This window comes from Halomonas llamarensis (assembly GCF_023555005.1).
GTDB classification, from domain to species: Bacteria; Pseudomonadota; Gammaproteobacteria; order Pseudomonadales; family Halomonadaceae; genus Vreelandella; species Vreelandella llamarensis.
In genome coordinates this window covers 335,628-348,668 of sequence record NZ_JAMJPJ010000001.1, presented here as the reverse complement: position 1 = coordinate 348,668, position 13,041 = coordinate 335,628, and the positions used below count along the sequence as shown (strand labels likewise).

12 protein-coding genes are annotated in these 13,041 nt (G+C 58.0%); 7 read left to right on the top strand and 5 right to left on the bottom strand.

Annotated features, from left to right (window positions below; translation table 11 throughout):
* Positions 1 to 45: 45 nt before the first annotated feature.
* Complete coding sequence (locus M8006_RS01565) at positions 46 to 1,020, top strand: alpha/beta hydrolase (protein WP_250079543.1); 975 nt, start codon at positions 46 to 48, stop codon at positions 1,018 to 1,020.
* 75 nt (positions 1,021 to 1,095) lie between these two features.
* Complete coding sequence (locus M8006_RS01560) at positions 1,096 to 1,659, top strand: NADPH-dependent FMN reductase (RefSeq protein WP_250079340.1); 564 nt, start codon at positions 1,096 to 1,098, stop codon at positions 1,657 to 1,659.
* 114 nt (positions 1,660 to 1,773) lie between these two features.
* On the opposite strand, the gene M8006_RS01555 is transcribed toward M8006_RS01560, so the two are convergent.
* The 4 genes from M8006_RS01555 to M8006_RS01540 all read right to left on the bottom strand — a co-directional run bounded on the left by M8006_RS01555 (position 1,774) and on the right by M8006_RS01540 (position 4,893).
* The gene (locus M8006_RS01555) at positions 1,774 to 2,064 is read right to left on the bottom strand and encodes a BrnA antitoxin family protein (RefSeq protein WP_250079339.1); all 291 of its coding nucleotides are present in this window, start codon (positions 2,062 to 2,064) and stop codon (positions 1,774 to 1,776) included.
* Positions 2,024 to 2,308, bottom strand: a complete 285-nt coding sequence (locus tag M8006_RS01550) for a BrnT family toxin (protein ID WP_250079337.1) — start codon at positions 2,306 to 2,308, stop codon at positions 2,024 to 2,026. Before M8006_RS01550 ends, M8006_RS01555 begins: the two co-directional genes overlap by 41 nt.
* A gap of 63 nt (positions 2,309 to 2,371) precedes the next feature.
* Positions 2,372 to 3,883 (bottom strand): YifB family Mg chelatase-like AAA ATPase, encoded by a 1,512-nt coding sequence (locus M8006_RS01545; protein WP_250079335.1) that lies wholly within the window; start codon positions 3,881 to 3,883, stop codon positions 2,372 to 2,374.
* A 125-nt stretch (positions 3,884 to 4,008) separates the two neighbouring features.
* Positions 4,009 to 4,893 carry an ABC transporter substrate-binding protein gene (locus tag M8006_RS01540; protein WP_488592955.1) on the bottom strand — a complete coding sequence of 295 codons (885 nt, stop codon included), beginning with the start codon at positions 4,891 to 4,893 and terminating at the stop codon, positions 4,009 to 4,011.
* Between the two features lie 244 nt (positions 4,894 to 5,137).
* Here M8006_RS01540 and M8006_RS01535 point away from each other — a divergent pair, with 244 nt between their 5' ends.
* The 3 genes from M8006_RS01535 (at position 5,138) to M8006_RS01525 (ending at position 10,643) form a co-directional block, all read left to right on the top strand.
* Positions 5,138 to 7,312, top strand: coding sequence for a TonB-dependent receptor (locus tag M8006_RS01535; RefSeq protein ID WP_250079333.1), 2,175 nt, complete (start codon positions 5,138 to 5,140; stop codon positions 7,310 to 7,312).
* Between the two features lie 204 nt (positions 7,313 to 7,516).
* A complete protein-coding gene (locus M8006_RS01530) occupies positions 7,517 to 8,455 on the top strand; it encodes a helix-turn-helix transcriptional regulator (protein ID WP_250079332.1) in 939 nt (312 codons plus the stop codon).
* 106 nt (positions 8,456 to 8,561) lie between these two features.
* Positions 8,562 to 10,643 carry a TonB-dependent siderophore receptor gene (locus M8006_RS01525; protein ID WP_250079330.1) on the top strand — a complete coding sequence of 694 codons (2,082 nt, stop codon included), beginning with the start codon at positions 8,562 to 8,564 and terminating at the stop codon, positions 10,641 to 10,643.
* A gap of 45 nt (positions 10,644 to 10,688) precedes the next feature.
* Here M8006_RS01525 and M8006_RS01520 read toward each other — a convergent pair whose 3' ends face one another.
* Complete coding sequence (locus M8006_RS01520; protein ID WP_250079328.1) at positions 10,689 to 11,033, bottom strand: accessory factor UbiK family protein; 345 nt, start codon at positions 11,031 to 11,033, stop codon at positions 10,689 to 10,691.
* 348 nt (positions 11,034 to 11,381) lie between these two features.
* On the opposite strand from M8006_RS01520, the gene M8006_RS01515 reads away from it, so the two are divergent.
* Together M8006_RS01515 and M8006_RS01510 are read left to right on the top strand one after the other, a co-directional pair.
* The gene (locus M8006_RS01515; protein ID WP_250079325.1) at positions 11,382 to 11,720 is read left to right on the top strand and encodes a P-II family nitrogen regulator; all 339 of its coding nucleotides are present in this window, start codon (positions 11,382 to 11,384) and stop codon (positions 11,718 to 11,720) included.
* Between the two features lie 41 nt (positions 11,721 to 11,761).
* The gene (locus M8006_RS01510) at positions 11,762 to 13,012 is read left to right on the top strand and encodes an ammonium transporter (RefSeq protein ID WP_250079323.1); all 1,251 of its coding nucleotides are present in this window, start codon (positions 11,762 to 11,764) and stop codon (positions 13,010 to 13,012) included.
* The last annotated feature ends 29 nt before the right edge of the window (positions 13,013 to 13,041 follow it).

The window sequence follows — 13,041 nt, the reverse complement described above, 5'->3', positions numbered from 1 at the left end:
AAAAGCGTTGCCAAAAGAAGCCGTGGGAGTAGCGAAAACATGACCATGCACGATTTTCATCACCTGGAAGCGCTCTTTCGCCGTTCACCAGGTGAGGCAACGTTATCTCGATTGCAGCCGGACGGCGCCTTAGCGCAGGCGCTGGAGGGCTATTTTTGCCATTATGGGCTAAGCGCGCTGTTCAGCGATACCCGCGAGGTTTATGCAGGTTTTCTGGATACCGGACGCTTTTCGCTCTGGTGCCAGGTGTGGAGCCCGCCCGAGCCAGTGGGCACGGCGTTTGTGGTACACGGCTACTTTGATCATCTGGGGCTTTACCGTCATCTGCTGGAACGCTTGTTGGCCCAAGGCTGGCGCGTCGTGTTGTGGGACCTGCCAGGCCATGGGCTTTCCAGCGGGGCGCGTGCCTCAATCGATGACTTCGCTGACTACCAACACTGCTTAACGGCGCTGCAGGCCCGCTTGCGTGATGAAAACCTGGCACCAACGCCGTGGTTAGGGGTGGGGCAGAGCACGGGGGCGGCCATTTTGGCGACCCATGCGCTAAGCCAGGGGGAGCCTTCGCCGTGGGCGGGGCTAGTGCTACTGGCGCCGCTGGTGCGACCTTGGGGCTGGCATCAATCCAGTTGGCTGCATTGGATTGCGAGCCCGTTTGTTAAAGAAATTCCGCGCAAGCATCGGGCTAACTCTAACGATGAGGCGTTTACTGTCTTTTTACGCGATCACGACCCGCTTCAGCCCGATAAGCTTAGTGTGGCGTGGATCAGCGCTATGCGCCGTTGGATGCCACAACTTTTGGCGCTAGAGCCGGTCTCCGTACCAACGCTTATCCTACAGGGTGAACAGGATATCACCGTCGATTGGGCGTGGAACTTGCAGATTCTGGCAAAGAAGTTTCCCCAAGCAGACATTCACCGCCACCCTGCGGCTCGCCACCACTTGGTCAATGAGACGGAACGTATCCGCGGTGAGTTATTTGTCGTCATTGATGGCTTTGTCGATAGGCTATCGAGACCATAGTTTGTACAAACACGGTCGGTGACGGAAGATGCCGTTGATACTCTCGCCATGATGATGGATGAAAAGGAGGCAAAAATGGCACAACCGAAAGTGATGGTATTTGCTGGCAGCGCACGAGTTGGCTCGCTCAACAAACGCTTTGCGAAGCTTGCCGCCGAACGCCTTGACGTGTTGGGCGGAGCGGCGACGTTCGTGGACTTGAACGACTACCCTTGCCCGCTATTCGATGAAGAGATCGAAGCGCAAGGCACACCGGAAAACGTACTCAAGCTGCGCGAGCTGCTCGCCGAGCACGATGGAGTATTGATCGCCTCGCCCGAATACAATGGCTTTATCACCCCCCTTTTGAAAAACACCTTGGATTGGCTCTCGCGCCCGCACGGGGATACACCCGGTCTTGCGCTCTTTGCAGACAAGCCTGCGGGGCTGATTGCCGCCTCGCCAGGGGGCCTAGGCGGTATTCGCGCACTGCCGGTTGTGCAGCAGTTGCTGCACAATCTCAACTTGGTGGTGATTCCGCCAACGATGTCGCTCCCCGGCGCCGCCGATGCATTTGACGACAGCGGCGCACTGAAAGACGAAGCCAAAGCCCAGCAACTCGACGCCCTCTGCCTGCGCCTTATTAAAGCGTTGCGCTAACGTTGCGTTAGATACCGCTTAACCACCCTTCAACAGCCTATCCAGCTGGTAGTAGCGGGATAGGCTTATTGAACTTTGCCAACGATACACATGAGGCATTTTCCATGGGGAGCATTATTTTAGCTCGCTGACGTTGTGTTCTTTCAGATATTGTCGCAGCGCCTGATTCATGCGGGTTTGCCAGCCTTTACCTGTTTTGCGGAATGTCTCGATGACATCTTGATCGTAGCGGATCTTCACCGGCACCTTGCGTTCGTTTTCTGAGATAGGCGGTCGCCCTCGACCCCGTTTAATCAAGGTATCGCCTTGGTATTGATGTGCGGCTTCGAACCATTTATCGGTCAGCTCGGGCGCATCATCGGGATCAAACCAAGTGGTGGGCGTAGCGTTGTCTTTCGCGTTCATTGGCGTACCTCATGGAGATGATGCGGCGCTTTTCACCGCGCGGCGTCCAAACAATGACGACAATCCTTTCTAATAGAGTGCCGACCGTGATGATACGTTCCTCTCCGTAATTCTGGCGGTCATCAATCATTGCAAGTGTCTTGCCCGCAAAGACGTTAGGGGCATCGTGAAAGTCTAGGCCTCGGTGCGCCAATGTGGCTTGCTGCTTGCGTAGGTCGTATTCAATGTCACAGCCGGAAGACATCAATGGCTCCTTCCACTAATTTTTATTGTACCCCCATGAATTTGAAAGGCAATGTGCCGATGGCTAACCACCCTTCAACAGCCTATCCAGCTGGCGGTAGCCGATGGCTTCGATCAAGTGCGGCTGGGTGGGTTTGGGTTCGCCTTGCAGGTCGGCGAGCGTTAGCGCGACGCGCAGTACGCGGTGGTAAGCGCGGGCAGAAAGTTTGAGCTTTTCGAGAACACCCGCGAGCCAAGCGCGCTCGTTATCGTCCAGTGCGCAGGCGGCTTCTAATGCTTTGCCGCTGAGCTCGCTGTTGAGCGCGCCGCGGGCCATTTGGCGTTCCCGGGCGGCCATTACCCGCTGGCGCACCGCGCTAGAGGCTTCGCCCTCGGTTTGTGCTGTCAGCTGCTCTGGCGGTAGCGCCGGTACTTCCACTTGCAGGTCGATGCGATCCAGCAGCGGGCCGGAAAGCCGCGCCTGATAGCGCTGAATCTGGCTGGCGGTGCACTGGCAGCGCTGGCGCGGGTCGCCCAAGTGCCCGCAGGGGCACGGGTTCATGGCGGCAACCAATTGAAATTGTGCTGGATATCGCCGTTCGTGGCTGGCACGGGCCAAATGAATTTCCCCGGTTTCCAGTGGCTGGCGTAGAACCTCTAACACGTGGCGGGAAAATTCCGGTAGCTCGTCAAGAAACAGCACGCCCTTGTGCGCGAGCGAGATTTCGCCGGGTTTGGGCTTGGAGCCGCCGCCAACCAGCGCGGCGGCGCTGGCGCTGTGATGCGGTTGGCGAAACGGGCGCTGCCCCCAGTGCTCGTCTAGCGATAGCCCACACACCGAGCGCACGGCGGCCACCGCGAGGGCGTCTTCTTCAGAAAGCGGCGGCAGAATACCGGGCAGGCGGCTCGCCAGCATGGTTTTACCGGTGCCGGGCGGGCCGGCGAAAAGCAGGTTGTGGCCGCCAGCAGCGGCGACTTCCAGCGCACGGCGCGCCTGCTGCTGGCCGCGGACTTCTGAGAGGTCGGCCATGGGCGCTTTGGCGGTGGGCGGCACGCTTAGCCGGTGCGGGGGAATGCGCTCTTGGTTGAGCAAGTGAGACACCACTTCCCACAGTGAACCGGCGGGCAGCACGTCCAGCGATTTGCCCGCGAGCGCGGCCTCATCGGCGCAGGGGTGGGGCACAATCAGCGTACGCCCGGCGGCTTTGGTGGCAAGCGCGAAAGGCAATACGCCGGGTACGGCGCGTAGCTTGCCATCCAGCGCTAGCTCGCCAGCGCACTCCATGCCTTCCAAGGCTTCGACGGGGACTTGGCCCGAGGCGGCCAGAATACCCAGCGCAATGGGCAGATCGAAACGCCCGCCCTCCTTGGGTAAATCCGCAGGTGCTAGGTTTAAGGTAATGCGCCGGGTGTTGGGGAAATCAAAGCCCGCATTAACGAGCGCGCTGCGTACCCGTTCGCGGCTCTCTTTAACGGCGGCTTCGGGCAAACCGACGAGGGTAAGCCCCGGTAACCCGTTGGCGAGGTGGACTTCCACATGCACCGGCGGTGCTTCCAGGCCTAGTCCCGCTCGGGTGGCCACAATGGCTAATGTCATGACGTGCGCTCCTTCGCTTTATTAACACCTACCGCCAACTTAGCTTATTTCGCCATGGCTGGGTAGCTGGGTAGAAGCGCCAGCGCAGCAGTGTCAAAACGCCAGGTCAATAGCGCTTTAGCACATCAGTTGTCATGTTTTGCCTTTAGCGCACTTACCAACGTGCGCGCAAAGCGCTGTGCGGAAGGCAGCGCGCCGAAGCTCCATACCGGCGGCAAGCGAACCAGCTTGGCGTGTTTAACGCTTTGAAGCTGCTGCCACAAGCCGCTTTTTGCCAGCTCCGCTTCGACTCCGGCCGGCAGCGGGTCGACAATCACCAGCATCGCTTCTGGGTAGCGTGCCAGTGTTTCAATCCCCACTAGCGAAAACCCCCAAGCGTTAGTCGATTGGTCCCAAGCATTGGCCAGTTCCAGTTGTTCCAGAACGGCGTTATACAAGCTGTTTTCCCCAAATACCCGCACATGGCGGGCGTCCATAAACTGCACGATTAATAGCGGCGCGATTTCTGACGGAGGGAGGGGCCGGGATTCACGCAGGGTGGACATCAAGGCTTGGGTGTCCGCGATCAGCGCTTCTGCCTGGGGCTGGTGTTTAGTTAACTCGCCTAATTGGCGGGTCAGCGTTTGCATCTCTTGCCAGGTGTCGGTGCCGGGGGAGTAAAGCGTGAATGAGGTGACCGGGGCGATTCGCTCCAGGCGCGGCGTCAAACCGGAAAACATAGGGGAAATCAGCGTCTGCTTCGGGGGCGCGTGGGCCAGCAGTTCTAGGTTGGGCTGGGAGCGTAGCCCCATATCAGTGGTGCTTTCGGGGATGCGCGGCTCGCCCACCCATTGATGGTAGTCACTTTGCTGGGCGACGCTGCTGACAGGCGCGCCAATCGCCAGCAAGGTTTCGGCAATCGTCCAGTCCATTGTAGCCCACTGCGAAGAGGCCAAACTGCTTTGTGGCCCCACCAATATTAACAACACGTACGTAATAAAAGCGGGCAAAGAGCGTAACGGCATGCGCATCAAACCACCACTGCCGTGTCGGTCATCCGAAAGCCTGCGGTATTGACGTCAAACATGGTGGCTCTCCTGCCCGTTAACGCAGCGATATGTGGACTTATTAGCAAGGCGAATTCTAATCAAATAAAAAGTTTTATCAAACGCATTGGTGCATACGAACGGTTGGTGTTGCGATATGTAAGAGTAATAATTATCATTTGTTGCCGTATGATCTCCACATGACGATATCCACAAAGGCTCGCGTCTCATGTTTTACTCCTTGCTCCCCGCTATTCCGTCATCTTCGCCATTAGCACCGCAACCGTTAGCCGCCGCTGTTCGATGGGCCCTGTGTGCCTCAGCGTTAGGCTGTTTTGCATTTGGCGCGTCGCCGTTGTTGGCTCAAGAGAATATAGGCGAAAAGGACACCATGGTGGTGGTCGGCTCACGCACACCGACTCAGATTAACCAGATTCCTGGCACGGTGTGGGTAGTTGACGATGCGCAGCTAAAAGAGCAGATCGAAAGCGGCGCCGATCTAAAAACCGCGCTGGGTAAGCTGGTGCCGGGACTCGACCTTGCTCCCCAAGGGCGTACTAACTATGGTCAGAACCTGCGCGGACGCAGTGTCCAGGTGCTGATCGATGGTGTTTCGCTCAATAGCTCCCGCGGCCTGTCCCGTCAATTCGATTCCATCGACCCCTTTAACATCGAACGCGTGGAGGTTCTCTCCGGTGCAAGTAGCCTCTATGGCGGCGGAGCCACTGGTGGGATCATCAATATCATTACACACAAGGGTGCTGCAGGGGGTCCCGATTGGCGCACCGAGGTCGGCGTCACCACGAGCTTCAATGCCAGCGACGATCTCGACAAACGTATCGCTCAATCCGTCAGCGGTGGCAATGAGCGGGTGCAGGGGTACCTCGGCGTAGCGCTGCGGGACAATGGTCGCCACTACGACGGCAACGGCGACGAGATTTTCCCTGACATTGCCCAGACCGACTTGCAGGATAATCGCAGTATCGACGTGCTGGGTAACCTAAACGTAAATTTGGCCGCCGACCAGACACTGGAGCTCGGCGCTCAGGTCTATCGTTCACGCTTCGAGGGGGACCGCGGGGTTTACTTCCCCCACCTGGATGCCGCCACCCCCAATCTTGATGACGCGCAGATCCGTGACGGTTATCGCTCGGACCGTGACCCGACCACCGATCGCCACATGGTCAACCTGCAGTATCATCACGCCGATCTGCTGGGCCAGAACTTCTATCTGCAAGCCTTCCACCGCGAAGAGGAAGCCAGCTTTCAGGCGTTCCCTTACCCGGTCAGCGACGGATCCGAGTTTCGTGCGTCCAAGCAAAATACCGACCTGAGCGGGTTAAAAGCGCTGTTTGATGCCGAGCTGACCGACAGTATCTCGCTCACCTATGGTGCGGATTACGACCGCGAACGCTTCGATGCTAACCAGATGATATTCGACAAGAGTATCTCGGACGCCACCGGCGGCCTCGTTCAAGACGCCATCAACGTCACGCCGCGCTATCCGGATTACCAAGTCGATACGCTGGCGGCTTTTGCCCAAGGCGATTGGCAGGTGACGGAGGAACTCGCGCTTTCAGCGGGCGTGCGGCGACAGCACATGGATGTCGAGGTGGGCGATTTCAACGCCATTCCCGGCGGTGAGAACGACTACGACGCCACGCTGCTAAACGCCAGCGCTTTATATGATTTCGGTAATGGCCATCAAAATTGGTTGCGCTATAGCCAAGGCTTCGAGCTGCCCGACCCGGCCAAATACTATGGCAAGAGCGCCGAGGTCAGTGTCGCCGAAAATCCGCTATCCGCCATCGAGACTGACCAGGTCGAACTCGGCTGGCGTTACCAGGGAGGGGATTGGATGACGCAGGCCGCGCTCTACTATTCGTGGTCCGACAAGGCAGTCGAAAACTCCCAGGACCTGAGCGTCACGGTGGTTGACGATAAGAAGCGCGATTATGGCCTTGAGGGGGCTGTAACCCGCTACTTTGACAATGGCTTCGAAGCAGGTAGCACGCTCCATCTGGTGCGTTCCGAGCAAAAAGCAGAGACGGGTAGCTGGAAGAAGCGCGACGCTCGCTATGCCTCTCTTTCCTCCGCCACGGCCTTTGTCGGTTGGACAGACTATGTGCGTTCGGCGCGCCTGCAGGCCAATCACGCTTTTGATCTAAAGGACGCCGCAGACCGTGAGATTGATGGCTACACCACGCTGGATCTTGCTCTGAGCCAAAAAACCGATGTCGGTAAGTTCAGCCTTGGCGTGCAGAATTTGCTCGACGAAAGTTACTCCACGGTTTGGGGGCAGCGCGCTGCGATGTTTTATTCGCCCTATTATGGCCCGGAGTACCTCTATGATTACCAAGGCCGCGGCCGTACCTACAACGTGACGTGGTCGTTGGCTTACTGATGTGTTCAGGACACCGCCGCCCGGGCTTTGTCGGACGGTGGTGCCTGATGGGAACGAGATTTTACAGCGATAGTCGACGACAGTACCTGTACCTGACGACATCGTAGGAGACGCCATGAATAGCGACAACATGAATGAAAGCGGCGATTTCTGGTGCGACTACGGCAAGTCGCGCAGCGTGATCGGCAGCCTGACGTACCGCGGGTGAGTGTGACCCGCGGCGCCGTTCGTCAACATACCCCGCGCGATCTACAGGCCTACGGCCGGCGTTATGGCCTGGAGTACCGAGTTCCGGCACTTTCGCTCCAGGCCGATGTGCCCGTGTTGCGTGGCGTGGTGCAGGAGCGCGTCCTGGGGCCGGGGATGCAGCTGGTCGCCTCCGATGTGGAGGTGTTGTATCGCTACGAATCTTGTTCCCGGACGACGTCTCCGCTCTCCATTATCGTCCTGCTGGAAGGGCATGCTGAGGTTAACTTGGCGCGCCAAACCCTGGCCCTTACACCGGGCATGGCCTTGAGCGTTCGCCTCGATGCTCATCATGGCTTACAGGCTTTCCAGCCGGCAGGTCAGCGCCTGCGCGCCCTTACCCTGGGGCTCGACGAGACGCGCCTGAACCAGCTGGACGAGGGCGTTTCAAGCGAGCATGACTCGCGCATGCGTTCTTGGCACTTGCCGCCTGCTTTGCGCGAAAGCCTGGAGCACGCCCTGGCAGTGCCTCTGGCAAGCCCTGCTCAGGGCTTGCTTCTTGAAGGCCTTGGGCTGCAGCTGTTGGCACATGGTCTCTTCCCCAGGGAAGCTGCCAAGAGCATTTCGCTTTCAGCCCCCGGTGAGCGTCAGCGCCTGGAGCGGGTGCGCGACACGCTGCGCCATGACCCAGCCCAGCACTACTGCCTGGAAAACTTGGCCGAGCTGGCCGTGATGAGCCCTGCCAGCCTGAGACGCAAGTTCCGCGCTGCCTTTGGCTGCTCGGTGTTTGATTATCTGCGCGAATGCCGGTTGAGCCTAGCCTGCAGCTACCTTCACAAAGGTTACAGCGTGCAGCAAGCGGCTCACTTCTCCGGCTATCGCCACGCTAGCAACTTCGCCACCGCCTTTCGGCGTCGCTTTGGTGACTCACCAAGTTCCCTGTCGCGTGTAAGCTGAGCGCCGCGCATAGCCGATTGAGCATCTTGCATACCTTTTTCGGTCTTCAAAAAGTAACAATTCTCATTACACGCGAAACCCTTTTCACTATGCAGGAAACGTCCCTATGCCGATTCCACGCCCCTTGGCGCTGGCGGTATCGCTTGCCGCCTCCAGTACGGTCCTGACGGCCAACGCCCAACAAAATGACGCACTCGACCCGCTCACCATAACAGCTCAGGCGGCCACCAAGACGGAGACACCGTTCGTCGAGACACCCCAGACGGTATCCGTGATTGAACGCGAGACCTGGGAGGCCAGGGGAGCCGAGACCGTCCAGCGTGCCGCCAGCTACACGCCCGGCGTCTACACCAATCAGATCGGTGCCTCCAACCGCTACGATTACCTCGTTCTGCGCGGTTTCACCGACGGCAGCATCAACAACACTTACCTAGATGGCCTCAAGGTGATGAGCGATGGCGGCTCCTTCAGCTCGTTGGTCATCGACCCCTATTTCTTAGAGAACATTGAGGTGGTCAAGGGGCCGGCCTCGGTGCTTTACGGACGTGCCTCACCCGGCGGCCTGGTGGCTCAGACCCGCAGGCGCCCCGAGTTCGAGCATAGCGGCGAGCTGCGGTTTGGCGTAGGCAATAACGACCAGCGCAGCGTTGCCTTCGATCTCACCGGGCCGCTGGATGCCGAGCGTCGCGTCGCCTTCCGCTTGACCGGCCTCGGCCGTGCCGCCGATACCCAGTTCGGCCCTGTGGAGGAGGAGCGTTATGCGTTGGCGCCACAGCTGACCTGGGACATCACTGATGCCACCAGCCTCACCCTGCACGCCTATTTGCACCAGGACCCGGAAGGCGGATATCACTCGGGATTGCCCTTCGAAGGCACGGTCGAGGATCGCAACGGCCGCCGGATTGACAACACCTTTTTTGAAGGCGAAGACGATTTTGATCGGTTTGAGCGCGATCAGACCATGCTTGGCTATGAGTTGACGCATCGTTTCAGCGATAACCTGACAGGCCGTCAGTCGTTGCGCTACACAGAATCCGATGTTGAGCTCGAGCAGGTCTATGCTTTCGGCTGGGCCAGTGACGCCGAGCTAAACCGCTACTACTCCAGCGGCGACGAGTCGCTTCAGGCACTGGCGGTGGACAACCAGCTTGAAGCGAATCTGACCACCGGCTTTGTGGAGCACACGTTGCTGGCTGGCCTTGACTACCAGCAGCGGGACAATGATGTTATCTGGGGCTCGGGAGCGTTCCCGACCATCGATGCTTTCGACCCGCAATATGGCGCCGACCCCACTGCCCTGTACGCGGATATTCGCCGCCAACGCGAACTCGAACAGACAGGCGTCTATCTCCAGGACCAGCTGGCGCTGGGCAACTGGCGTGTGAATTTGGGGGGGCGCCACGATTGGGTGGATATCACCAATACCGAACGCGACAGCGGGGCCGAGAGCGAGCTGGATGACACCCAGTTTAGCGGTCGTGTTGGGGCACTCTATCTATTCGGCAATGGCCTGGCGCCCTATGCCAGTTACACCACTTCCTTCAGCCCCAATTCTTCCGTCGACCAGCATGGCGATTTGATAAAACCTTCCGAGGGTGAGCAGGTCGAGACCGGGCTGAAATACCAACCGGTTGGCACGCAGGATCATTACAGTCTGTCGCTATTCCACATTACCCAAGAGAACTTGGCCACTAAACGTGCCAGCGAAACCTTCTTCCGGGCCACCGGCGAGATCGAATCTCAAGGCGTCGAACTGGAAGCGCAACACCAGCTTAGCGACAACGTGAGCCTGCAAGCCGGCTACAGCTACACCGATGTGACCCTCAAGAAGACCCGTGATGCCAACGAGGGCAATACTGACAACTGGGTGCCTCGCCACAAGGCGTCGGTTTGGGGTCAGTACCGCGTCCAAGAAGGTGCCCTTGCGGGCTTGGATGCCGGCCTCGGTGTGCGTTATTACGCCGATATCTACGTGGACGAGGCCAATACCGAGAAGCTGCCTGATTACACCCTGGTGGATGCCGCCCTGGGCTATGACCTGGAAAAGCTGGGGCTTGACGATGTTTCGGCGCGGCTCAATGTCACTAACCTGCTCGACGAAGACTATGTGGGCGGCTGCAATAGCCTAAACTTCTGCTACTTCGGCGCCGAGCGCAGTGTTAAGGCGACTGTCAGCTACAACTTCTGAGCCTAATTGGCGCTCTTAAACGGCCCTTCGGGGCCGTTTTTCATGTTACTGGTCTTGAGAGCGCTGATCTTCGTTAAGGGCGCTTTCCGGGCGGCTGCCTGTGGCACCGTTTCCGCTGGGCGTTGGCTCGCTTGCGCGCCCCTCTTTGGCATCGATGGCGGCTTCCAGCGCAGCGACCTGGTCTTCCAACGCTTCGACGCGAGAGCGGGTACGCTGCAGTACGTCCATCAAGATGTCGAAATCCTCCCGCGAGACAAGCTCCAGGCGATCAAAAGCGCCGCGCACCACTTGCTGCACTCCTTTTTGAATATCTTCCGGCGCTTGCGAGGCGTTCTGCAGGCGGTCACCGATTTGCTGTGCTAGCTGGCCAATACGGTCGTGAGGCATCATGGCTCTCTCCTTTATCAGTGGTAAGTCACTCCCGTAAGGATACGCAACCCAGGGCTTTCGCGCATGTGCCCGGCGGCGAATCGGCCAAAATTATCCTGTGAAATCCGTTGCATTGTAATGATGCAGAGTGGCTAGGGCTTTGCACTTTCTTGGTGCGTGGGGAAAACGTGTGGCGCGGCGCAGTGCTTTTTATTGCATGTGTAGTATAAATGTCGGTCTTTATATTTTTGTTTTTGAAAGATTTTTTTATATGTGGCACGCAATACGCATTAGCCAAGGAAAGCACCTGGTACAGGCAGCTCATGTTGCTTTTGCCAGCACTTGTTAACCACGCAAGGGAGATACGGGATGAAACTCATCACCGCCATCATCAAGCCGTTCAAGCTCGACGACGTGCGCGAAGCGCTGGCCGATAACGGCGTTCAAGGTATTACCGTGACTGAGGTAAAAGGCTTTGGTCGTCAGAAAGGCCATACCGAGCTCTATCGTGGTGCGGAGTACGTTGTCGACTTCTTACCCAAAGTCAAAGTGGAAGTTGCTGTCGATGACTCGCGCCTGGAAACGGTGCTTGAAGCGATCTGCAGCGCGGCAAACAGCGGCAAGATTGGCGACGGTAAAGTGTTCGTCACGCCGCTAGAAGATGTGATCCGCATTCGCACCGGTGAGCGTGGCGCTGACGCCGTATAAGCCCACCGACACCTCTTTTCTTGTCAGATGGAGATTTTCCTATGAACGAGTTTGCTGAGCTGAGTTACGCGCTCGATACGTTTTACTTCTTAATCTGCGGCATATTGGTGATGTGGATGGCCGCCGGCTTCTCCATGTTAGAAGCAGGGCTTGTGCGTTCCAAAAACACCGCTGAAATCTTGACCAAAAATATCGCGCTGTTTGCCATCGCCTGCACTATGTATCTGCTGGTGGGTTACTACATCATGTACTCAAGCAGCGCGGGCGGTTTTTTGCCTAACTTGGGTTTCTTGCTCGGCGGTGAAAACAGCGTCGATGCGGTCACCGCCGGTGGTGATGACGCGCCTTACTACTCCATGCGTTCTGATTTCTTCTTCCAGGTCGTCTTTGTGGCCACGGCCATGTCGATTGTGTCTGGTGCGGTCGCTGAACGTATGAAGCTGTGGGCCTTCCTGGTTTTCGCCGTGGTGATGACGGCAGTTATCTACCCGGTTTCCGGCTACTGGACCTGGGGCGGCGGTTGGATTGATGCCATTGGCTTCTCTGACTTTGCCGGTTCGGGCATCGTCCACATGGCTGGCGCTGCAGCGGCACTGGCGGGCGTACTGGTCCTTGGGCCGCGTAAAGGCAAGTACGGTAAAGACGGTTCTATCCGTGCGATTCCCGGTGCTAATTTGCCGCTTGCCACCTTGGGTACGTTCATTCTGTGGATGGGCTGGTTTGGTTTTAACGGTGGCTCTGAGCTGAAAGTTTCCGATGTGGATTCGGCCAATAACGTGGCTCAGGTGATGGTGAACACCAATGCCGCGGCAGCAGGCGGTGTGATTGCCGCGCTGATTTTGGCTAAGCTGTGGTTCCGCAAGGCGGATCTCACCATGGCGCTTAACGGTGGGCTCGCCGGGTTGGTCGCGATTACCGCTGAGCCGCTGGCGCCGACTGCCTTAGGGGCAATGTTAATCGGTATGGTGGGTGGCGTGATCGTGGTGGCCTCCATCGTGATGCTCGATAAGCTCAAGCTTGATGACCCGGTGGGCGCGATCTCGGTCCACGGCGTGGTTGGCATCTGGGGTTGCCTGGCGGTGCCGCTCTCTAATGGCGATGCTACTTTTGGCGCCCAAATCATCGGCATGATTGGTATCTTTGCCTGGGTCTTTATTGCCAGCCTAGTGGTATGGCTGATCATCAAGGCGATCATGGGGGTCCGCGTGACCGAAGAAGAAGAGTATGAAGGTGTCGACCTTACTGAGTGCGGTATGGAAGCCTACCCCGAGTTTAGCGTCGCGAATAAATAAGCGATGCCTACCGAGTGAGCTGGCGTGCT

Excerpts from the sequence above, each read along its gene's own strand:
- M8006_RS01565 (WP_250079543.1), top strand. The coding sequence starts at position 46 with ATGCACGATTTTCATCACCTGGAAGCGCTCTTTCGCCGTTCACCAGGT.
- M8006_RS01560 (WP_250079340.1), top strand. The coding sequence starts at position 1,096 with ATGGCACAACCGAAAGTGATGGTATTTGCTGGCAGCGCACGAGTTGGC.
- M8006_RS01555 (WP_250079339.1), bottom strand. The coding sequence starts at position 2,064 with ATGAACGCGAAAGACAACGCTACGCCCACCACTTGGTTTGATCCCGAT.
- M8006_RS01550 (WP_250079337.1), bottom strand. The coding sequence starts at position 2,308 with ATGTCTTCCGGCTGTGACATTGAATACGACCTACGCAAGCAGCAAGCC.
- M8006_RS01545 (WP_250079335.1), bottom strand. The coding sequence starts at position 3,883 with ATGACATTAGCCATTGTGGCCACCCGAGCGGGACTAGGCCTGGAAGCA.
- M8006_RS01540 (WP_488592955.1), bottom strand. The coding sequence starts at position 4,893 with ATGCGCATGCCGTTACGCTCTTTGCCCGCTTTTATTACGTACGTGTTG.
- M8006_RS01535 (WP_250079333.1), top strand. The coding sequence starts at position 5,138 with ATGTTTTACTCCTTGCTCCCCGCTATTCCGTCATCTTCGCCATTAGCA.
- M8006_RS01525 (WP_250079330.1), top strand. The coding sequence starts at position 8,562 with ATGCCGATTCCACGCCCCTTGGCGCTGGCGGTATCGCTTGCCGCCTCC.
- M8006_RS01520 (WP_250079328.1), bottom strand. The coding sequence starts at position 11,033 with ATGATGCCTCACGACCGTATTGGCCAGCTAGCACAGCAAATCGGTGAC.
- M8006_RS01515 (WP_250079325.1), top strand. The coding sequence starts at position 11,382 with ATGAAACTCATCACCGCCATCATCAAGCCGTTCAAGCTCGACGACGTG.
- M8006_RS01510 (WP_250079323.1), top strand. The coding sequence starts at position 11,762 with ATGAACGAGTTTGCTGAGCTGAGTTACGCGCTCGATACGTTTTACTTC.